This window comes from Faecalicatena fissicatena, from assembly GCF_016900595.1.
Lineage (GTDB): Bacteria > Bacillota > Clostridia > Lachnospirales > Lachnospiraceae > Claveliimonas > Claveliimonas intestinigallinarum.
This window is the reverse complement of the sequence record NZ_JACLYY010000015.1, coordinates 51,651-72,640: the sequence shown is the minus strand read 5'-3', so window position 1 is coordinate 72,640 and position 20,990 is coordinate 51,651. Positions and strand designations below refer to the sequence as shown.

Annotated in this window: 17 protein-coding genes; 16 read left to right on the top strand and 1 reads right to left on the bottom strand. The window is 54.4% G+C overall.

All coding sequences use genetic code 11. The features are described 5' to 3' along the window. Nucleotides 1–166 precede the first annotated feature (166 nt). The 14 genes from hcp to eno all read left to right on the top strand — a co-directional run bounded on the left by hcp (nt 167) and on the right by eno (nt 18,497). Nucleotides 167–1,771 (top strand): hydroxylamine reductase, encoded by a 1,605-nt coding sequence (hcp, locus tag H7U36_RS13395; protein WP_191493995.1) that lies wholly within the window; start codon nt 167–169, stop codon nt 1,769–1,771. Between the two features lie 150 nt (nt 1,772–1,921). Next, complete coding sequence (locus H7U36_RS13390; protein WP_191493994.1) at nt 1,922–3,109, top strand: MFS transporter; 1,188 nt, start codon at nt 1,922–1,924, stop codon at nt 3,107–3,109. A gap of 63 nt (nt 3,110–3,172) precedes the next feature. Beyond that, nucleotides 3,173–3,925, top strand: coding sequence for an alpha/beta fold hydrolase (locus H7U36_RS13385; RefSeq protein WP_191493993.1), 753 nt, complete (start codon nt 3,173–3,175; stop codon nt 3,923–3,925). A gap of 377 nt (nt 3,926–4,302) precedes the next feature. After that, on the top strand, nt 4,303–5,784 hold the full coding sequence (locus tag H7U36_RS13380; protein ID WP_205156318.1) for an RNA/DNA-binding domain-containing protein: 1,482 nt from the start codon (nt 4,303–4,305) through the stop codon (nt 5,782–5,784). A 98-nt stretch (nt 5,785–5,882) separates the two neighbouring features. Next, nucleotides 5,883–8,582 carry a translation factor GTPase family protein gene (locus H7U36_RS13375; RefSeq protein ID WP_205156317.1) on the top strand — a complete coding sequence of 900 codons (2,700 nt, stop codon included), beginning with the start codon at nt 5,883–5,885 and terminating at the stop codon, nt 8,580–8,582. Between the two features lie 73 nt (nt 8,583–8,655). Then, nucleotides 8,656–9,159 (top strand): transcription elongation factor GreA, encoded by a 504-nt coding sequence (gene greA, locus H7U36_RS13370; RefSeq protein WP_138303782.1) that lies wholly within the window; start codon nt 8,656–8,658, stop codon nt 9,157–9,159. Between the two features lie 25 nt (nt 9,160–9,184). After that, nucleotides 9,185–9,916, top strand: coding sequence for an amino acid kinase family protein (locus tag H7U36_RS13365; RefSeq protein ID WP_191429034.1), 732 nt, complete (start codon nt 9,185–9,187; stop codon nt 9,914–9,916). Continuing rightward, nucleotides 9,917–11,713 carry a sensor histidine kinase gene (locus tag H7U36_RS13360; protein ID WP_138303778.1) on the top strand — a complete coding sequence of 599 codons (1,797 nt, stop codon included), beginning with the start codon at nt 9,917–9,919 and terminating at the stop codon, nt 11,711–11,713. Continuing rightward, nucleotides 11,625–13,154, top strand: coding sequence for a response regulator (locus H7U36_RS13355; protein ID WP_171031537.1), 1,530 nt, complete (start codon nt 11,625–11,627; stop codon nt 13,152–13,154). The genes H7U36_RS13360 and H7U36_RS13355 overlap by 89 nt, the downstream gene beginning before the upstream one ends. Nucleotides 13,155–13,301: 147 nt before the next feature. Continuing rightward, nucleotides 13,302–13,538 carry an HPr family phosphocarrier protein gene (locus tag H7U36_RS13350; protein ID WP_087173325.1) on the top strand — a complete coding sequence of 79 codons (237 nt, stop codon included), beginning with the start codon at nt 13,302–13,304 and terminating at the stop codon, nt 13,536–13,538. 142 nt (nt 13,539–13,680) lie between these two features. Further along, entirely contained in the window at nt 13,681–14,394 is a 714-nt protein-coding gene (locus H7U36_RS13345; RefSeq protein WP_138303773.1) for an IMP cyclohydrolase, read from the top strand. A 25-nt stretch (nt 14,395–14,419) separates the two neighbouring features. Further along, nucleotides 14,420–15,598, top strand: a complete 1,179-nt coding sequence (locus H7U36_RS13340; RefSeq protein ID WP_138303771.1) for a phosphoribosylaminoimidazolecarboxamide formyltransferase — start codon at nt 14,420–14,422, stop codon at nt 15,596–15,598. 129 nt (nt 15,599–15,727) lie between these two features. Further along, nucleotides 15,728–17,077 (top strand): phosphoglucosamine mutase, encoded by a 1,350-nt coding sequence (gene glmM, locus H7U36_RS13335; RefSeq protein ID WP_138303769.1) that lies wholly within the window; start codon nt 15,728–15,730, stop codon nt 17,075–17,077. Between the two features lie 127 nt (nt 17,078–17,204). After that, nucleotides 17,205–18,497 carry a phosphopyruvate hydratase gene (gene eno / locus H7U36_RS13330; RefSeq protein ID WP_138303767.1) on the top strand — a complete coding sequence of 431 codons (1,293 nt, stop codon included), beginning with the start codon at nt 17,205–17,207 and terminating at the stop codon, nt 18,495–18,497. 42 nt (nt 18,498–18,539) lie between these two features. Here eno and H7U36_RS13325 read toward each other — a convergent pair whose 3' ends face one another. After that, complete coding sequence (locus H7U36_RS13325; protein WP_138303765.1) at nt 18,540–19,574, bottom strand: YeiH family protein; 1,035 nt, start codon at nt 19,572–19,574, stop codon at nt 18,540–18,542. A 188-nt stretch (nt 19,575–19,762) separates the two neighbouring features. Here H7U36_RS13325 and H7U36_RS13320 point away from each other — a divergent pair, with 188 nt between their 5' ends. Both H7U36_RS13320 and secG read left to right on the top strand, forming a co-directional pair. Further along, nucleotides 19,763–20,662 carry a LysR family transcriptional regulator gene (locus H7U36_RS13320; protein ID WP_138303763.1) on the top strand — a complete coding sequence of 300 codons (900 nt, stop codon included), beginning with the start codon at nt 19,763–19,765 and terminating at the stop codon, nt 20,660–20,662. Between the two features lie 74 nt (nt 20,663–20,736). Beyond that, on the top strand, nt 20,737–20,979 hold the full coding sequence (secG, locus tag H7U36_RS13315; protein WP_087173319.1) for a preprotein translocase subunit SecG: 243 nt from the start codon (nt 20,737–20,739) through the stop codon (nt 20,977–20,979). The last annotated feature ends 11 nt before the right edge of the window (nt 20,980–20,990 follow it).

Below are 20,990 nucleotides of genomic sequence, written 5' to 3'. Positions count from 1 at the left end.
TAACTAACTGATTAACAACCGGACAAAGAGACTGTGGTTGGAGCCTTATTTAAACCATCAAGTGGTAGGAGAAAGAAACCAATCCACAGTATCTTAAAATAGCATAGTCTAACCTGTAGAAAAGGTAAAGAATGACTATGACAATACTAATAGTAGGAGAATGACAATGGATCAACAAATGTTTTGCTTTCAGTGTGAACAGACAGCCGGATGTGCCGGGTGTACAGGGAAAAAGGGCGTGTGCGGAAAGAGTGAAAAGACCGCAAGGCTGCAGGATGAGCTGACGGGGGCGCTGATCGGGCTGGCCCGGGCCACAAATGGAGGTACTCTTTACACGGATGATACATGGAAGATATTTATAGAAGGGCTGTTTACCACGGTCACCAACGTCAATTTTCATGACGATACGATCCGTGAGCTCATGGGACGGGTCCATGAGGATAAGGAGAAGCTGGCGCCTATGTGCTCCGGCTGCGGAGCCCCCTGCGGTAAAACCGGGGACTACGATCTCTCGCGTCTCTGGCATGCCGACGAGGACATTCGCAGCCTGAAATCCCTGATCCTTTTCGGGATACGGGGCATGGCGGCCTATGCGTACCATGCCATGGTCCTGGGCTACACGGACGAGGAGCTGAACCGGTTTTTCTGCAAGGCGCTGTTTGCCGTGGGGGAGGACTGGAGCATGGAAGAGCTGCTGCCGATCGTCATGGAGGTGGGAAAATACAACCTTGCCTGCATGGAGCTGCTGGATCAGGCAAACACGGAGACCTTCGGCGCGCCGGTTCCAACGGAGGTGCCGCTTACAGTGGAGAAAGGCCCCTTTATCGTCATCTCCGGGCATGACCTGCTGGATCTGAAGCTGCTGCTTGAGCAGACGGAGGGAAAAGGGATCAATGTGTATACACACGGCGAGATGCTCCCGGCTCACGGGTATCCGGAGCTGAAGAAATATCCCCATCTGAAAGGAAATTTCGGCACTGCCTGGCAGAACCAGAAAAAGGAATTTGCGGGCATCCCGGCCCCGGTTCTCTTTACGACCAACTGCCTGATGCCGCCCGCCGGCAGCTATGCGGACAGGGTGTTTACCACGGAGGTGGTTTCCTACCCGGAGATTGTCCATATCGGCTCTGATAAAGACTTTACGCCTGTCATCGAGAAGGCCCTTGCCCTGGGCGGATACACAGAGGATCAGCCCTTTGCCGGCATCAACGGGGGAAGGACAGTGACAACAGGATTTGGCCACGATGCGGTCCTTGGCCTGGCTGACCGGATTGTTGAAGCGGTGAAGGCCGGAGATATCAGGCATTTCTTCCTTGTTGGAGGATGCGACGGCGCCCGTCCCGGCAGGAACTATTACACGGAGTTTGTGAAGCAGACGCCGGAGGACGCGGTGGTGCTCACGCTGGCCTGCGGCAAATACCGCTTTAACGACCTGGACCTGGGAACCATCGGCGGCCTGCCCCGTCTCATGGACATAGGGCAGTGCAACGATGCCTTCAGCGCCATCAAAATTGCAACGGCGCTTGCGGACGCCTTTGGCTGCGGTGTAAACGAGCTCCCCCTGTCCATGGTTCTCTCCTGGTATGAGCAGAAGGCGGTCTGCATCCTTCTGACGCTGCTCTATCTGGGCATCACAGACATCCGACTGGGGCCGACTCTCCCGGCGTTCATCTCCCCCAACGTGCTCAGCTATCTGGTGGAGCACTATCATATCGCCCCTGTCAGCACGCCGGAGGAGGATCTGAAGGCGCTGCTGCACGAGGGAGAGTAGAAAAAGCAGAAGGGGAAATTTTGAAAATCCATTTGACTTTTTCTCAAATAAGGTGCTAACATATTTACGTTGAGTAGCAAAAATGCGTAAGTCCAAACAGGGCCTGCGCATTTTTTTTGCTTTTTGAAATTTGATAAAGGAGTGATTTTTTTGTCTGATCAAACAAACCATGGGAAAACACTGACAGTGAGCATCCTGTCCCTGTCTTTGCTGACAGTCATGGCAGGCGCCGCCGTAGCACCTGCGCTGGGGGTCATTCAGGCTCACTTTGCCGATACGGATCAGCTTTTTGTGCAGATGGTCATCAGTGTGCCGGCGCTGTTCATTGTGATTACCAACTTTATTTTTCCAAAGCTCTGCAAGGTGTTCGGAGCCAGGACACTGGTGCTCATGGGCCTTCTGCTCTACACGGTGGGCGGCTGTGCGGCCGGACTTTTTGACAACATTTTCGCAGTGCTCGTGACGCGCGCCCTGGTGGGGATCGGCGTGGGCATCATCATGCCTCTGTCCACCGGGCTTTTGTCCTACTACTACCGCCCGGAGCAGCAGGTGGGCCTGATGGGCTATTCCTCTGCCATGAACCAGATGGGCGGCGTCATCGCCACGCTGCTGTCCGGCCTTCTGGCAAACATCAGCTGGCGTGTCAGCTTCCTGGTGTACCTGATGGGCCTCATCAGCATTGTGCTCTGCCTGTTTTTCCTGCCCAATGACAGGATCACGCAGGAGGCCCCGGCGAAAGAGGGCAGAGGGAAAAAGGAGGCTTCCGGAGGAGCCGGCGTGTTCCGGTCCAATATCGTGTACATTCTGGCCATGTTCCTTTTGATGTCCGCCTTCTTCATCTACCCGGCCAACTTTGCCCTGGAGACCGTCTCCGAGGGGATCATCCCCCAGAATTATATCGCGGTCATCATGGCGGGCATGGACTTTATCGCGTTCTGCGGAGGTCTTCTGTTCGTGCGAGCCAAGATGCTGCTGGGCGGAAAGACGAAGTTCCTGGCGCCCCTTTGCTTCCTGATCGGGTATCTGCTGCTGGCTCTGCTGGGCGGCTGGGCAGGTACCCTTTTGGGCTCCATCTTTGTGGGCTTTGCCAACGGTGCGGGCATCCCCTTCATCATGTCGGAGGCGTCCATGAAGGCGGGCAAGGCGGCGGCCACCACAGTGATGCCGCTGATCTCTGCGGCCCTGTACCTGGCACAGTTTGTGTCGCCGATGCTGATGTCCGTTGTGACAGCCATCTTCGGAGGGACAGTCGCCCATCTGCCCTATTTCTTTGCTATTGTGCTGTCCGTCCTCTTTGTGCTCTGGTCCGCGCTGATACCGAGTGGAAAATCGGAGTAAAAAGCCTGTCTTTCCCGGGGCTGATGATGTATAATAAGGCCATAAAAGCAGGAGGCTGAAGGGATGCCATATTTTCATTATCAGTCAAAAAAGATTTATTACAGGGAAACAGGCTTTGGAAAGCCGCTTGTCATGCTTCACGGTGATACGGCTTCGTCTGTCATGTTTGAATTTCTGCTGCCCTTGTATCAGGAAAGCTTTCGGGTGATCCTGATGGATTTCCTGGGAAACGGCAAGTCAGACAGAGTAGAAGGGTTTCCGGAAAATCTCTGGATCACAGAGGCTGAACAGGTCATTGGGCTTATCGAACACCTGAAGCTTGAGAAGGTAAATCTTCTGGGAACAAGCGGCGGGGCCTGGGTTGCTGTCAATACAGCATTAAAGCGGCCTGACCTTATAGACAGGGTTGTCGCTGACAGCTTTGATGGCAGAACCTTGCATGAGGACTTTGCGGAAAATCTGTTGAAAGAAAGAGCCTTTGCCAAGCAGGACCTTCATGCCAGACAATTCTACGAATGGTGTCAGGGCGAAGACTGGGAAGCTGTCGTGGATCTGAATACCCAGGCGCTCACAAAATGTGCCGAGGACAGGATACCTCTGTTCTGCAGGCCGCTGGAGGATTTGCGCACCCCGATCCTATTTGTGGGAAGCGCAGAGGACGAGATGTGCCGCGGGGATATGGAGGAGGAATACGCGCAGATGAGCAGGCTCGTACAAGATGGCACGGTACACATGTTCAAGACAGGCGGACATCCGGCCGTCCTGACAAACGCAGAGCCGTTTGCCGGAGTTGTTATCGAATATCTCGGCAGCTAGTTTTTAAATAATACTGTTTTATCGACTTACCCCCTTTTGGCGCTATGATTTATTCACATGATCGTGGCGCAAAAGGGGGTTTTTGAGATAAATACGACTGAGAATAGAGAAAAATGCGTAGGTATGTGGCGGATATTCGATTAGTCTCTAACATCCTCAATTTTATATGTATCAAAGATATCAATTATGATAAAATGATAAGTAATTAAGCAGTTAAGGAGAATATTGATTTTACAAATATAGATAATAACGATTTTGCTATTGTGGATCTGATGTTTGAAAACAGGATCGGCATTACCCGTGATCTGACGGAAAAACTGACAGAGATGTGATTTGATAATTGCATGTGAAGAGAGGTGAAATCTGTGAATTTTAATATGTCCCAATTTGATTCCTACTGTGAAGATAACCGTCGCGAGGTAAAAAAAGCAAAAGGCGGACTTCCAAATTCATTGTGGGAGACATACTCGGCCTTCGCTAACTGCTATGGCGGCGTCATTATCCTTGGCGTAAAAGAAAATAAAGACGGCAGCTGGTATATGACCGGGCTGGACAATGCGGCAAAACTGCGAAAAGACTTCTGGGATACGATTAATAATAAAAATAAGGTTTCGGTAAATCTGCTGACAGACGATGATGTGGATACATTTGAAGAAAACAACGGCATCATAATGGTTATCCATGTCCCAAGGGCAAAGCGTGAACAGAAGCCGGTATATATAAATGGAGATATGTTTAGTGGAAGCTTCCGTAGAAACTGGGAGGGCGATTATCACTGTGACCGCAGCGAAGTGCTTGCGATGCTCCGGGATCAGCCGGAAGAAACTGCAGATATGAAAATTTTGCAGGATATGTCTCTTGAAGTGCTTAATCCAGAGACTGTGCGTGCCTACCGCAACCGGCATACGGCGTATCGAACAGAACATGTATGGGAAAGGCTGAGCGATGAAGAATATTTGGAGAGGATAGGAGCTGCAAAGCTCTCTGTCAGAGATCATAGTTTGCATCCCACGGCCGCCGGACTTCTTATGTTTGGAGAAGAGTATAAGATTTTATATGAATTCCCTGAGTATTTTCTGGACTACAGGGAAGTACTTGATCCGACAATCCGCTGGACGGACAGGCTGCAGTCCAGTTCGGGCGACTGGACGGGGAATTTATTTGATTTTTTCTTTAGGGTTTACGGGAAGATTGTCAGAGATTTGAAAATCCCCTTTAAGCTGGATGGTATAACTCGGGTAGATGATACACCTGTACACAAGGCATTGAGAGAAGCTTTGGCAAACTGTATCGTAAATACAGACTTTTATTTCCCGAGAGGGATTGTGATCCGGAAAGATGCAGATTCTATCGTAATGGAGAATCCGGGAAGTATTCGGACTGGAAAGGCCCAGATGCTTAAGGGAGGTATTTCGGATCCGAGAAACAAAGCTTTGATGAAGATGTTTAATCTGATTGGCATTGGTGAGAGAGCCGGAAGCGGCGTGCCGGATATATACAGCGTGTGGGAACAGCAGGGGTGGAAACAACCGGAAGTCATAGAAGAATACTGTCCCGACAGAACTATTTTGAAATTATCGTTTGTAAAAAACATGGATGAAAAAGCGCTGATAAAAAGCGCTGATAAAAAAGCGCTGATAAAAAGCGCTGATAAAAAGAAACTTACAAATAAAACCAGGCAACAGCTAGAAAAAATAATAGAATGGATGGAGCTGGACCGAGAATATAGAATAGCTGAAATAGCAGAATTCCTTGGAGTTAAAGAAACAAGAGCCCGCGAATTAGTGAGAGAATTGATACGGCTTGAAAAAATAGAAGCAATAGGGAAAAATAAAGGCCGCAGATACAGAATTTTATAAAATGGTTTTCTGCCTCGAAAACAATGCTTTATCGACTTACACCCCTTTTTGTGCTATGATAATACAGTCATTATTACAGTACAGAAAGGGGTATTTTCATGGAAAATACGTCTGAAAATAGAACAAACCGTGCGGATATGCGGCCCGCGGACCACCTATGCGTCGGCCTTGTGGCCCATGTGGACGCGGGCAAGACCACGCTGGCGGAGGGAATTTTATACACTACGGGACAGATCCGGAAGCTGGGACGGGTGGATCACAGGGACGCCTTCCTGGACACAGACCAGATGGAGAAGGACCGGGGGATCACCATCTTTTCCAAGCAGGCGGAGACAGTCATCGGGGATAAGAAGGTGACCCTCCTGGACACGCCGGGGCATGTGGACTTCTCGGCGGAGATGGAGCGGACTTTACAGGTGCTGGACTATGCGGTTCTTGCCATCAGCGGCGCGGACGGCGTCCAGGGGCATGTGGAGACCCTGTGGCATCTTCTGGAGAGATACCATATCCCGGTCTTTCTCTTTGTCAACAAGATGGATCAGGAGGGGACCGATGAGAGGACGCTTATGGAGGAGCTGAAAAAACGGCTTTCCGACGAGTGCGAGGACTTTTCCGATCCGGAGGATTTCGAAGAGCGGATGGCCCTCCACGACGAGGCGCTGCTGGAGCGTTTCCTGGAGGGGGAGGCCCCGGGTGAGGAGAGTGTCCGGGGACTGATCCGGGAGAGGCGGATTTTCCCCTGCTTCTTCGGCTCAGCGCTGAAGATGGAGGGAGTGGAGGAGTTCCTTCAGGGACTGGGAACCTACATGGAATACCCCCGGTATCCGGAGGAATTTGGCGCCAGAGTGTACAAGATCACAAGGGATACCTCCGGGCAGAGGCTGACCCACCTGAAGGTGACCGGGGGATGCCTGCGGGTGAAGATGAGCATGGACGCCTATATGTCGGACTCAGACACTGGGAAAGGGGCCGGACAGAAGGTGGATCAGATCCGAATCTACGCGGGAAACAGCTTTCAGACCGTGCAAGAGGCGGGCCCCGGCGTGGTATGCGCTGTCACCGGGCTTTTGGGGACTCATTCCGGCCAGGGGCTGGGATATGAGACAGCCTCAGTTCTTCCGGTGCTGGAGCCGGTTCTCACCTACCGGGTACTGCCTCCGGCTGCCTGCGATGTGCACGGCCTCTATCTGAAGCTGAAGACGCTGGAGGAGGAGATACCGGAGCTTCACATCGTGTGGAGGGAGGAGACGAAAGAGATCCACACCCAGATCATGGGGGAGGTGCAGATCGATGTCCTGAAATCCCTGATCCGGGAGCGGTTTAGTGCGGCGGTCTCCTTTGACGAGGGGAGCATCGTGTACAAGGAGACCATAGAGGACGCTGTGGAGGGCGTGGGCCATTTTGAGCCCCTGCGCCACTACGCGGAGGTGCACCTTCTGCTGGAACCTGGGGAGAGGGGAAGCGGCCTGGAATTTGACACGGCCTGCAGCCGGGATATGCTGGACATCAACTGGCAGCGGCTGATTCTGACCCATCTGGAGGAGAAGCAGCACAGAGGAGTGCTGACGGGGGCCCCGATCACGGACATGAAGATCACTCTCATTGCCGGCCGAGCCCACCAGAAGCACACGGAGGGCGGAGATTTCCGGCAGGCCACTTACCGGGCTGTCCGTCAGGGGCTGATGAAAGCCCGGTCTGTCCTTCTGGAGCCCTGGTACGAGTTCCGGATCGAGGTGCCCCAGGAGATGATCGGGCGGGCCATGACCGATGTGCAGAGGATGAATGGCCGGTTTGAATCCCCTGTGGTGGGGGAGGAGACGGCGGTGCTGACAGGCAGTGCTCCGGTGGCCTCCATGCAGGGGTACATGCGGGAGGTGCTGTCCTACACTGGCGGCAGAGGGCGCTTTTCCTGCCGGCTGAAGGGGTACGAGCCCTGCCATAACCCGGAGGAGGTCATCAGCGCGGCCCGGTATGATCCGGAGGGGGATCTGGAAAATCCCTCTTCCTCCGTATTCTGCTCCCACGGGGCCGGGTTTGTGGTGCCCTGGCAGCAGGTGGAGGAGTACATGCACGTGGAGGGGATGGACACAGGGGAGGAGAAGCCAAAGGAGGAGCTGCTCACCGTTCTGGAGGAGCGAAAGAGGCGGATCCACTCGGAGGTCATCGACGAGGAGGAGCTGAAGTCCATCTTTGCCCGGACCTACGGAAACGCAGGACAGAAGCGGACGAGGTGGAAAAGGACTGTCCGCACTTCCCCGGATACATACAGGGCAAAGGGTACCCCCAAAAAGAGGGGAAGAGAGTACCTCCTTGTGGACGGGTACAACATTATTTTTGCCTGGGACGACCTGAAGGAACTGGCGGAGGAGAATATTGAGGCGGCCAGAAACAAGCTGATGGACGTGCTCTGCGACTACCAGGGCTACAGGCGCATGACGGTGATCCTCGTCTTTGACGCCTACAAGGTGCCGGGAAATCCCGGCGAGGTGCAGAAATACCACAACATCCATGTGGTTTACACCCGGGAGGCGGAGACGGCGGATCAGTATATTGAGAAGACGGTTCACGACATGGCAAGGGAGCACCAGGTGACGGTTGCCACATCCGATGGGATGGAGCAGATCATCATCATGGGGCAGGGAGCCCGGCGCATCTCGGCCAGGGACCTTCTGGCGGAGATCCGGGAGTCCAGAAGGGAGCTGCGCGCCCTGCATCTTGACCCGGCCCCGAAGATGAAGAGGTACCTTCTGGAGGATGTGCCCCCGGAGGTGCTGGAGGATCTGAAAAAGAAGGAGTAATCCTCCTTTTCAGATAAAGAATTTATGCTATAATGGACATGGACTGACAGGTCCGGAAAGGATGTTTTTCAAAGTGAGAGAACAGCTGACCAGACAGGACGTGGAGAAGATTGAAAAAGAGATCGAGTACAGAAAGCTGGTTGTGAGAAAAAATGCTATAGAGGCAGTGAAGGAGGCCAGGTCCCACGGGGATCTGAGCGAGAATTTTGAGTACCATGCGGCAAAGAAGGACAAGAACCAGAATGAGAGCCGCATCCGCTATCTGGAGAGGATGCTGAAGACAGCCCGCATTGTGAAGGACGACGCGGCGGACGACGAGGTGGGCCTCGACAAAAAGGTGGAGGTTTATTTTGAGGATGACGATGAGACGGAAGTCTTTAAGCTGGTCACATCCGTCAGGGGAAGCTCCCTGAACGGAAAGATCAGCATAGAGTCCCCCATCGGCAAGGCGATCATGAAGCACCGGGCAGGGGACAGAGTGTATGTGAAAGTCAATGACAACGCGGGCTACTATGTGGTGATCCGCTCCGTGGAGAAGACCGACGGGGAGGAAGAGGACGCCATACGGAAATATTAGAAATCAGATCCTAAGGAGGAGAAAGATGGAGCGGATGATACTGGAACAGGTGGAGAAAAAAGCGGAGGTGCTGACAGACGCCCTTCCCTATATCAGGGATTTTAACCGGCAGGTGGCGGTCATTGAGTACGGCTGCAGGAAATACATGAGCCCGGTGGGCGAGCAGGAGCTGATGAGGGATATTGCCCTCTTAAAGACCGTGGGCATGAAGCCGGTAGTGGTGCACGGCGCCCCCATTGGCGTGGATAAATTCAGGGAGAACAAAAGGGTAGCCAAGCTTCTGGAGCTGTGCGGCACCAAGGCCATCGGCATCTGCGGTATGGACATGGAGACCCCCTCCATCATGCTGGAAAACGGCTATATCCCTGTCATCATGCCCAATGACATTGACACGGAGAATGTGGAGATCGATCCCATCGATGCGGCGCTTGATGTGGCCGTGGGGCTGGGGGCTGACAAGCTGGTCTATCTCTCCTCCCACAGAGGGATATGGAAGGACGAGGAGAGGACAGAAGTTTACAGCCGCCTGACCGTTGCGCAGGTGCGGGAGATGCTCAGCCAGGGAAAAGTGACAGAGGGAGTCATCTCCAGAGTGGAGAGAGGGCTGAAGGCCATTGAGAGGGGCGTGAACCGTGTCAACCTCCTGGACGGAAGGATGGACCATGCCCTTCTGCTGGAATTTTTCAGCGTGGCCGGCGTGGGCACGGTGATGATCCAGGATGAGAGCCGTCTGTATGCACACGAGAAGGATGAATAAATGAAAAGAGAGAGAAGCTTTCAGAGGAAGCTGCTGCCTATTATACTGCTCCTGGCGGCAGTTCCTCTTTTTCTTTTCTCCATAGTGGCTCTGGTCAGTCTGCGCAGTATTCTGGTAGACCGGTACGAGGAGCAGGTGGAGAGCGACCTTGGGCAGTCGGAGAAACTGATGAACATTACCCTGGATCGATACGAGGCGGTCCTGGATGCCGCGGCCTCTGATGAGGAGTTCCTGGATACCGCAAAAAAGGCGGCGCAGGGGCAGGAGCTCGCCGGGGAGGATCAGGAGGCGCTGTACAGACAGCTGGAGCGGCTTGCCCGGCAGAGCTCTGGGGCAGCGGGGGCCGCCCTTCTGCTGGAGAACGGCGGCGCCTTCTTTTTCGACCAGCCGGATCAGACTCCAAAGGGGAGTGAATGGATGGAGGCGGCTGCCGGGGACTGGAGAGAGCAGGCAGATAAGGCGGGAGATTTTTTCTACAGCTCTCTGTCCGGAGAGGCCTTCTCGGAGGAGGATGACAAGCATGTCTTTGGAGTTTTCCGCCGTCTCCCGGCATCTCCGGAGGGCAGGCAGACGGGGGCGCTGGCACTCTGGCTGGATGCGGAGGTTCTGCGGGACACCCTGGCCGGGGAGCGGGGGATCAAGAGCTTTGTCAGCGATGGTGAGGTCATCATCGCCGCCACAGAGTCTGAGGACATGGGAGAATCACCCGCCCGGGCCTCACGGGGAGACTACTATATACAGAGTGTGATCCAGCAGGATACAGGGTGGAAGATCACAGAGCTGTACTCCCTGGAGCGGTATCACTATACCCTGTTCAGCCAGCTTGCCTTTGAGGTTCTCATCGGCGTTGCGGTCATGGCTGTCCTGGGTGCGGCAGCCTATCTCATGAGTGTGCCCATGGTCCGGGCGGTGCGAGGGATCGCGGCGGCGATGGCAGCCGCCAGGGAGGGCGATTACTCTGTCCGGGTGGAGGAAAACCCGAAGAGTCCCTATGAGCTGAACACCATTGCCACAGGCTTTAACAGCCTGGCGGAGCAGACGGAGCGGCTCATCCGTCAGCTCAAGCAGACAGCGGAGGAGCAGAAGAATGCGGAGCTGCAGGCGCTGGAGGCCCAGATTGACCCTCATTTTCTCTACAATACGCTGGACACTATCAACTGGAAGGCCATAGAGAAGGATGAGATGGAGATCAGCGAGATGGTGGGCGCCCTGGCGGATATCCTGCGCTACTCGGTCATCAACGCGGGGGAGGAGTCTCCCATCCGGAGCGAGCTGTACTGGCTCAGACAGTATGTGCTTCTGCAGCAGGAAAAGCTGGGAAAGGAGATCCAGGTGACAGAGGAGGTGCCTGAGGGGATCCTGAACATGAAGATACATAAGCTCCTCCTGCAGCCCTTTGTGGAGAACAGCATCCGGCACGGCTTCCGGGGCAAAGAGGGGGAGTGCTGCCTGAAGATCCGTATGACCCTGGAGGGCGGGATGCTCCATATCCAGCTGGAGGACAATGGCCGGGGCATGGCCGGGACGGACCTTGACAGGCTGGAGGACGAGGACAGGACCCGGACCTGGACCGGACATGTGGGCGTGGAGAATGTGCGGAAGCGCCTGCGGCTGTACTATTCAGACAAAGCCTATCTGCGGTTTGAGAGCCAGGAGGGAGTATTTACAAGGGTTCATATTTATATTCCTGTACCGGAAGGAGAGGTGGATGTACATGAAGATCGTGATCGTGGAGGACGAGGCGGCCATACGCAAGGGGATGGCGGGGCTGATACCCAGACTCAGTCCGGCCTATGAGGTGGCCGGCACAGCCTCCGACGGCGGAGAGGGACTGGAGCTGATCCGGCGGGAAAAGCCGGATCTGGTGATACTGGACATCCGCATGCCGGGTATGGACGGGCTGGCCATGTTAAGAGAGCTGCGCAGTGAGGGAAATGCCTGCCGGGCTATCGTGCTTTCTGCCTACTCGGATTTTGACTATGCGAAGACGGCCATTGACCTGGGCGTGGAGAGCTATATCCTGAAGCCTGTGAAGGTCAGAGAGCTGGAGGATGTTCTGCGGCTGACGCAGGCCCGTATCCGTCAGGAGGAGGAAGAGAAGATCCGTTACACCCCCGGTAAGGCCTTTCTCTCCGCTCTGGCGGGGGAGGTGGAGGCGGATCCCTATGTGAGAAAGAGGCTGAAGGAGGAGTACGGCCTTGTGCCGGACGGGCTGACCGGAATTTTCATCATCTGGCTGGGAAAGGATTACGGGGTGTACAGCGACAGAGTGCGGGACGCCCTGGAGCCCCTGGGCTCCAGGAGCGGTCTGTTTTCCATCTGTGCCCTGGAGCGGAAAAAGCGGCAGCTTGTGCTGGCTGCTCTCTATCAGGTGGAGGATCAGGAAAAGGCACAGGAGTATCTTAGAAAGAAGGCGGCGCCTATGCTCTCCGGGCTCACCGGGGGGAAGGCCGTCATGGGATTGATCTGGTGCGGCGGTCTTGCCGGTTTCCATGAGGCGGCTGTCCGTCTATGCGATGTCCTGGATTACAGCCTGACAGAGGGAACGGGAAGGCTTATCGTTTACGGGGAGAGGGACAGAGAGGTACATACCTTCAAGTATCCCCTGGAGCTCGAGGCGAAGACAAAGCAGGCGCTTCTCCAGAACGCCGGGGAACTGGACCGGTGCGTTCGGAGGTTTCTCGACTACTGCGAGGAGGGACATTTTCCGCCCCGAGAGGTAAAAGAGGGGTGTTTCCGGTATTTCAATATGATCTGTCACGCGGCCGGCGAGTACGGGCGCGCTGTGCCGGGGGCATCGGAGATGTCCCGTTGGATGGAGGAGATCCTGGAGGCAGTGACCTGGGAACAGATCCGGGAAATCTTTTCCAGGCTGACCGGCAGCCTGGAGCAGGAGGGGGACAGCGGCGCGGATGAGGAGAGTCTTCTTGTGAGGAAGGCCAGGAAGATGATTCTGGAATACTACAGCCAGGGGATCACCCTGGAGGAGATCGCTTCCAGGCTGGGCGTGTCCGATGAGTATCTGAGCACCCGGCTCAAAAAGGAGACGGGGAGCACCTTTACCGAGATTATGAGGACAGTCCGCATGGACAAAATCAAGGAGCTGCTCGTGAGCACAAATATGAAGCTGTCCCAGATTGCTGACGCTGCCGGGTATTCGGATCCCAAGTACATGAGCCGCATTTTCCGCGAGGAGGTGGGAATGCTGCCGCTGGAATACAGAAAAATACATCTTTAGACAAAAACAGATTAAAAAATTACTCCTTTTTTAAAAATATACGCCTGTCATCCTGGCAATAATCTTATATGATAATGACTGACAGAACTAAGACAGACAGAAACGAATATATAGTTTTAAGAAAATTTTTGGAAAAGGAGAAGTTGTATGGATCAGGTGAAAGTACAATTCAGGACGCCGGAAGAGGTGATGGATTTTACCAATGTTGTATCCAGGTATGAGTGCGACATGGATCTGAAGAAGAGCAGCAAAAAGGTTGTTGACGCCAAATCACTGCTCGGAATACTGGCTCTCGGACTGGAAAATGTTCTGGAGCTGTGTATTTATTCTGATGAGAGCTGTGAGGAAGTCGTGAAAGCCATCAGCCGATATGTGATAGCGTAAAAGGTGCCAGGGAGCAGTGACAGACTGTTCCCTGCTTTTCTTTTATAACGAATACTGATTAATGGTGGAAAAATATTCGTATATCTTATATAATGGAGAGAGTGGGAAACCAGCAAATACAAGATAAAGAGGAGAGTCACTCATGGAAATGTTGTCAATTGAAAAAGAATTACAGGAAAACTCCTACCCCGGAAGAGGGATCATCATCGGGAGGAGCGCCGACGGCAAAAAAGCTGTCACAGCCTATTTTATCATGGGCAGGAGCGAGAACAGCCGGAACCGCGTCTTCGTGGAGGACGGCGAGGGTATTCGCACCCAGGCCTTTGACGAGTCCAAGCTGACCGATCCGAGTCTGATCATCTACGCCCCTGTGCGGGTTCTTGGAAATAAGACCATTGTCACCAACGGAGACCAGACCGATACCATCTACGAGGGAATGGACAGGCAGATGACCTTTGAGCAGTCTCTGCGCAGCCGTGAGTTTGAGCCCGACGCGCCAAACTACACGCCGCGTATTTCCGGTATCATGCATGTGGAGGGCGGAAAATTCAATTACGCCATGTCTATCTTAAAGAGCAGGAACGGTGATCCGGGAAGCTGCTGCCGTTACACATTTGCCTACGAGAACGCCGTGCCGGGAGAGGGACATTTCATCCACACCTACATGCACGACGGCAATCCTCTTCCCAGCTTTGAGGGAGAGCCGAAGCGCATCGCCATCCCGGACGACATGGACGCCTTTGCGGACACGCTGTGGAGCAGCCTCAACGAGGACAACAAGGTCTCCCTGTTTGTGCGGTACATTGACATTGCCACAGGCACATACGAGTCAAAGATCATCAACAAGAATAAATAGAATACGATTTGCGGAGGGATAAGAAATGAAGGAACTGGAACTGAAATACGGATGCAACCCCAACCAGAAGCCGTCCAGGATCTATATGGCGGATGGGAGCGAGCTCCCCATCACCGTGCTGAACGGAAAGCCGGGGTATATCAATTTTCTTGACGCCTTTAACGGATGGCAGCTTGTGAAGGAGCTGAAGGAGGCCACCGGACTTCCGGCAGCCACCTCCTTCAAGCACGTGTCTCCCGCGGGAGCGGCTGTTGGCCTGCCCCTTACGGACACGCTGGCAAAGATCTACTGGGTGGACGACTTGGGAGAGCTCTCTCCCCTGGCCTGCGCCTACGCGAGGGCCAGAGGCGCTGACAGAATGTCCTCCTTCGGAGATTTTATTTCCCTGTCCGATGTCTGTGACGTGGACACAGCCCGCCTCATCAAGAGGGAGGTGTCCGACGGCGTCATCGCTCCCGGATACGAGCCGGAGGCGCTGGAGCTTTTGAAGCAGAAGAAAAAAGGAAACTACAACATCATCCAGATCGATCCCGACTATGTGCCGGCAGCTCTGGAGCACAAGGAAGTGTACGGCGTCACCTTTGAGCAGGGCAGAAATGAGCTCCATATCGGGGACGATTTCTTTGACAACATTGTGACGGAAAATAAAGAGATGCCAAAAGAGGCGAAGATAGACCTGGCCATTTCCATGATCACCCTGAAATACACCCAGTCCAACTCCGTCTGCTACGTAAAAGGCGGACAGGCCATCGGCATCGGGGCAGGCCAGCAGTCCCGTATCCACTGCACCAGACTGGCCGGACAGAAGGCGGACAACTGGTGGCTGCGCCAGTCACCGAAGGTGATGGGCCTGCAGTTCCTGGACAAGATCGGACGGGCCGACAGGGACAATGCCATTGACCTGTACATTGGGGATGAGTACATGGATGTGCTGGCTGATGGAAAATGGGAGCAGACCTTCAAGGTGAAGCCGGAGGTGTTCACAAAGGAGGAGAAGAGAGAATGGCTGGACAAGCTGACAGATGTAGCCCTCGGCTCCGATGCCTTCTTCCCCTTTGGCGACAACATTGAGAGAGCTTACAAGAGCGGCGTGAAGTACGTGGCTCAGCCGGGCGGCTCAGTCCGGGATGACAATGTTATCGAGGCATGCAACAGCCACGATATGGTGATGGCCTTCACGGGAATCCGCCTGTTCCATCATTAGGAAGCGAAATCCACAGAAAACCAGTTGTATATTTAGATAAAACGCAGTATAATATACAGGAAATGGCCGATTGTGCAAAAAAAACGGACAATCGGCCAAAATTATATCTGTGATAAGGAGATAATTCAAATGGGCAAATATTTTGGAACAGATGGTTTCCGGGGAGAAGCGAATGAAGTCCTGACAGTGGAGCACGCCTTTAAGGTGGGACGTTTTCTCGGATGGTACTACGGGCAGGAGCACAAGGCCAGAGTGGTCATCGGAAAAGACACAAGGCGAAGCAGCTACATGTTTGAGTACGCTCTGGCGGCAGGACTGACCGCGTCAGGTGCGGATGCGTTCCTCCTCCACGTGACCACCACTCCCAGCGTGTCCTACGTGACAAGGACCGAGAACTTTGACTGCGGTATCATGATCTCCGCCAGCCACAATCCCTTCTACGATAACGGGATCAAGGTGATCAACGGCAAGGGCCACAAGCTGGAGGCCGAGGTGGAAGAGAAGATCGAAGCGTATATTGACGGGGAGACAGGAGAACTGCCCCTGGCCAAACGGGACCAGATCGGCCGCACGACAGACTACGTGGCCGGAAGGAACCGCTACGTAGGCTATCTGATTTCACTTGCTACCAGGTCCTTTGAGGGGATGAAGGTGGGGCTTGACTGTTCCAACGGAAGCGCGTTCATGATCGCCAAGAGCGTGTATGACGCCCTGGGCGCGAAGACCTATGTCATCAACAATGAGCCAAACGGTCTCAACATCAATCTGAACTGTGGCTCCACCCATATCGACGTGCTGAAGCAGTATGTGAAGGACAACGGCCTGGATGTGGCCTTTGCCTTTGACGGAGACGCGGACCGGTGCATCGCTGTGGATGAGAATGGAAACGAGGTCAACGGAGACTTGATCCTCTACATCTGTGGAAAATACATGAAGGAGAACGGCCGTCTCAACGGGGACACCATCGTCACCACCATCATGTCCAACCTGGGTCTTTACAAGGCCTGCGACAAGGCCGGGCTGAAATATGAAAAGACGGCTGTGGGAGATAAGTATGTGTATGAAAACATGGTGAAGAACAACTTCTCCCTGGGCGGCGAGCAGTCCGGACACATTATCTTCAGCAAGCACGCCACCACAGGAGACGGCATCCTGACCTCTCTGATGGTCATGGAGGTCATGCTGGAGAAGAAGATGAGCCTTGCCAAGCTGACAGAGGAAGTCCGGATCTATCCCCAGCTCCTGAAGAACGTAAAGGTGACGGACAAGAAGACAGCCCGTGAGAACCCGGCAGTCGTGAAGGCTGTGGAGGAAGTGACAGAGGCTCTTGGAGACAACGGCCGCATCCTCGTGCGGGAGAGCGGTACAGAGCCGGTGATCCGCGTTATGGTAGAGGCGGAGACAGATGAGCTCTGCGAGAAATATGTGGATCAGGTCGTGGACGTGATGCACGCGGAGAACCTGGCTGTGGAAGCGTAAAAGCACAAAAAACAAGGTGAGAAAAGATGCGCCGCATGAGTGATGCGGCGCATTTTCATTTGTGAAAAGGGACATACTAAACTCCGGCTGAAAGAATTTTAAGATGAAGATAAAAAGGAGGAGCAGGATGTTTTATCAGTATTTACCGATCACAGATGTGTACGCGAGAGAAATCATCGACTCCAGAGGGAATCCTACGATAGAGGTGGAGGTTCTGGCCGACGGGAAGTACGTGGGCAGAGCCAGCGTCCCCTCGGGGGCGTCTACCGGAAAATACGAGGCGGTGGAGTTGCGGGACGGGGAAGAGCGCTACGGGGGAAAGGGCGTGGAGCGGGCAGTGGACAATGTGAACGCCCGGATCGCGCCGGAGCTTGTGGGAAAAAACGTGCTGGAGCAGATTCAGATCGACCAGCTGCTCACCAGGCTGGACGGCACGGAAAACAAGAGAAACCTGGGGGCCAACGCCATCCTGGGCGTTTCCATGGCTGTCGCCAGAGCAGCCGCGGAGGCGCTGCGGCTGCCTCTTTATGCCTATCTGGGAGGAGTGCACGCCAGGACCCTTCCTGTTCCCATGATGAACATTATGAACGGAGGGCGGCATGCGGACAACACGATTGATATACAGGAGTTCATGATCATGCCCTGCGGCGCCTGCTGCTTTAGGGATGGGCTGCGGATGTGCGCGGAGGTATACCAGCACCTTAGAGGACTTCTGAAGAAGCACGGCTACAGCACCGCGGTGGGAGACGAGGGCGGTTTTGCCCCCAACATGAAGGATGCGGGGGAGGCCCTCGGCTTTATCCAGGAGGCTATCCAGTCGGCCGGGTATATGCCCGGAGAGGATGTGCGCATTGCCCTGGATGTGGCTGCCTCTGAGCTGTATGACAGAAAGCTGAAAAAGTATGTGTTCGAGGGGGAGAGCCGGATGCACGGCTACAAGGTGACCCGGTCGGTGGAGGAGCTGATCGACTATTATGAGGAGCTGGCCGGAGACTATCCGGTGGTGTCCATCGAGGATCCCCTGGACGAGGAGGACTGGGATGGCTGGGAGCTGCTCACCGCCCGCCTGGAGAGAGACATGCAGCTTGTGGGGGACGACCTTTTTGTGACAAATACAAAAAGGCTCCGCAAGGGGATCGACCGCGATGTGGCAAATGCCATCCTCATCAAGGTCAATCAGATCGGCACCCTCACAGAAGCCTTTGACGCCATAGAGACAGCCCGCAATGCGGGCTACAGGACTATTATTTCCCACCGATCCGGGGAGACGGAGGATTCTGTCATCGCGGATATTGCGGTCGCCTTCAACGCGGGGCAGATCAAGACAGGCGCGCCCTGCAGGGCGGAGCGCACGGCTAAATACAACCAGCTCCTGCGCATTGAGGAGAAGCTGGGGGAAGCCGCCAGGTACGGCAGCTGACCGGGAGCCCGGGGCCCGGAGCGGGCAACGCCGCCTGGGGGCCTACCAGATGCCCAGCACGTGCTGCAGGGCGAGGCTGACGGCGGTGATGCCGATCCAGCAGCAAAGCCCCAGAAGGATAGGCTTTCCGCCGGTCTTCACCAGTTTGACAATATTGGTGCCAAGACCGATGGCCGACATGGCCAGGACGATGAAGAACTTGCTCAGCTCCTTGAGAGGTGAGAAGAAGTCCGCCGGCACGCCGAGAAGGCCTGTGGCCACCGTGGTGATGACAGAGGCGATGACAAAATAAATGATAAAGAAGGGGAAGATCTTCTTCAGGCTGACAGAGCTGCCTGCGGAAGATTTTTCCTTTTTTGCGCGGCAGTATGCCAGCACCAGGGTAATGGGGATGATGGCCAGTGTCCGGGTCAGCTTGACCGTGACAGCCTTGTCCAGGGTGGCGGAGCCGAGGCCGAACATGGTGTCCCAGGTGGAGGCTGCCGCCGTCACCGAGGAGGTGTCGTTGATGGCCGTGCCGGCAAAGATGCCGAAGGCCTCCCCGCTTGTCTGGGAAAAGCCGAGAAGGTTCCCAAAGTGGGGGAAGAGGACGGCCGCCAGCACGTTGAAGAAGAAGATTACCGAGATGGCCTGGGCCACCTCCTCATCGTCCGCGTCAATGACCGGGGCAGTGGCCGCAATGGCGGAGCCCCCGCAGATAGAGGAGCCAACCCCCACGAGCGTGGAGATCTTTCCCGGAATGTGCATGACCCTGCTGAGGACAAAGGCGATGACAAGGGAGGTGGCGATGGTGCACAGGATGATGGGGAGGGACTGACGCCCGGTATCCAGGATCACGGACAGGTTCAGGCCGAAGCCGAGAAGGATGACCGCGTACTGGAGGATTTTTTTTGAGCAGTAGTTAATGCCGTCCTGGAAGGCGGACTTGTCCTTAATGAAGAGAGTGACGATCATGCCAAGGATGATGGCGATGACCGGCCCGCCGATGACGGGGAAGGCAAGCCCCGCGAACCAGGCGGGAACCGCGATGATAAGACAGAGCAGAAGCCCCTTTATGTTTTTGCTGAAAAATTCCATGATAAACCTCTTTTCTCTTTTTGATTTTTAAGAATAGATTTTTTCCTTTATCTGCCAATAAATGTAGCATGATAAAATGATAATGTAAAATTATAATAAATTATGATATAATAATATAAATTTATTATTAATGCCGCTGACAAGACCGGACAGCGAGGGAGGCCCGAGGCGGAGAAGGAGGAAGTTTCATGCTCGATTTCAGGATGGATACCTTTCTGGCGGTGTGCAGACATATGAATTTTACCAAGGCGGCCAGGGAGCTGCACATCACCCAGCCCGCTGTCACTCAGCATATCCACTTTATAGAAAAAGAATACGGGGTACAGCTCTTCTCCTTTCAGGGGAAGCGGATCAGCCTCACCCCGGAGGGCCGCCGCCTTCTGGGGGCTGTCACCACCATGAAGCACGACGACATGGCCCTGCGGAGGACGTTTGACGAGGGGAAGACGGGGAGGAGACAGCTGATCTTCGGCGTCACCATGACCATCGGGGAGTATGTGATCGGGAAGTACCTGGCCTCCTACATCCGCAGGCATCCGGAGACGAGGATACGCCTGTCCATCGCCAATACAGAGGAGCTTCTTGGCAAGCTGGACAGAGGGGAGATCGACTTTGCCCTTGTGGAAGGCTTTTTTGAGAAGAGGGACTATGATTTCCGCCTCTTCAGGCGGGAAAAGTACCTGGGAGTGTGCGCGCCTGGCTTTATCCCGCCCCGGGAGACACCTCTCAGATTCCAGGAGCTCTTTCCCGCCACTCTTATCACCAGAGAGCCGGGATCCGGGACCCGGGAGGTGCTGGAGAGGGCCCTCTCAGAGAAGGGGTGGGGGATCGGCGATTTTTCCAATGTGGTGGAGATCAGCAACATGGGAGCTATCAAGATGATGGCCCAGGGCGGAGGCGGCATCGCCTTCCTCTATGAGGCGGCGGTGCTGCGGGAGTTGGAGGAGGGCGTCCTTGTCCCGGTCTGCCTGGAGGATTTCCCTAAGTATCACGATTTTACATTTATATGGAGGAAGAACAGTCTTTTTGCCGGCCAGTACATGGAGCTGCTGGACGAGATGGAGAGGGTGCAGCTTCAGAGGGAGTAGTTGTAAAAAATTCCTTGCCATACGGACCGCCTTGTGCTAGAATAAATGTGGTTTATCCGCAGGAGGTGTTAACGGTGGAAATATTGAAAGTGGTTTTAATGATCATATTTGCTATAGACTGTATTGCGCTCACCATCATCATTCTGATGCAGGAGGGCAAGCAGGCAGGACTGGGAACGATCGGAGGCATGGCCGACACATACTGGGGTCAGAATAAAGGACGTTCCATGGAGGGAGCGCTTGTGAAATCTACCAAGTTCCTTGCCATTCTTTTTATTGTTCTGGCAGCAGTCCTGAATTTGCAGGTATTTGCGTAAAACAAAGAGAA

Bases quoted from the DNA above. Each gene is read 5' to 3' on its own strand.
- H7U36_RS13350 (WP_087173325.1), top strand. From the start codon at position 13,302: ATGGATCAGGTGAAAGTACAATTCAGGACGCCGGAAGAGGTGATGGAT.
- glmM (WP_138303769.1), top strand. From the start codon at position 15,728: ATGGGCAAATATTTTGGAACAGATGGTTTCCGGGGAGAAGCGAATGAA.
- H7U36_RS13345 (WP_138303773.1), top strand. From the start codon at position 13,681: ATGGAAATGTTGTCAATTGAAAAAGAATTACAGGAAAACTCCTACCCC.
- H7U36_RS13340 (WP_138303771.1), top strand. From the start codon at position 14,420: ATGAAGGAACTGGAACTGAAATACGGATGCAACCCCAACCAGAAGCCG.
- H7U36_RS13355 (WP_171031537.1), top strand. From the start codon at position 11,625: ATGTACATGAAGATCGTGATCGTGGAGGACGAGGCGGCCATACGCAAG.
- H7U36_RS13325 (WP_138303765.1), bottom strand. From the start codon at position 19,574: ATGGAATTTTTCAGCAAAAACATAAAGGGGCTTCTGCTCTGTCTTATC.
- H7U36_RS13365 (WP_191429034.1), top strand. From the start codon at position 9,185: ATGGAGCGGATGATACTGGAACAGGTGGAGAAAAAAGCGGAGGTGCTG.
- eno (WP_138303767.1), top strand. From the start codon at position 17,205: ATGTTTTATCAGTATTTACCGATCACAGATGTGTACGCGAGAGAAATC.
- H7U36_RS13375 (WP_205156317.1), top strand. From the start codon at position 5,883: ATGGAAAATACGTCTGAAAATAGAACAAACCGTGCGGATATGCGGCCC.
- H7U36_RS13360 (WP_138303778.1), top strand. From the start codon at position 9,917: ATGAAAAGAGAGAGAAGCTTTCAGAGGAAGCTGCTGCCTATTATACTG.
- hcp (WP_191493995.1), top strand. From the start codon at position 167: ATGGATCAACAAATGTTTTGCTTTCAGTGTGAACAGACAGCCGGATGT.
- H7U36_RS13320 (WP_138303763.1), top strand. From the start codon at position 19,763: ATGCTCGATTTCAGGATGGATACCTTTCTGGCGGTGTGCAGACATATG.
- H7U36_RS13385 (WP_191493993.1), top strand. From the start codon at position 3,173: ATGCCATATTTTCATTATCAGTCAAAAAAGATTTATTACAGGGAAACA.
- H7U36_RS13380 (WP_205156318.1), top strand. From the start codon at position 4,303: ATGTCCCAATTTGATTCCTACTGTGAAGATAACCGTCGCGAGGTAAAA.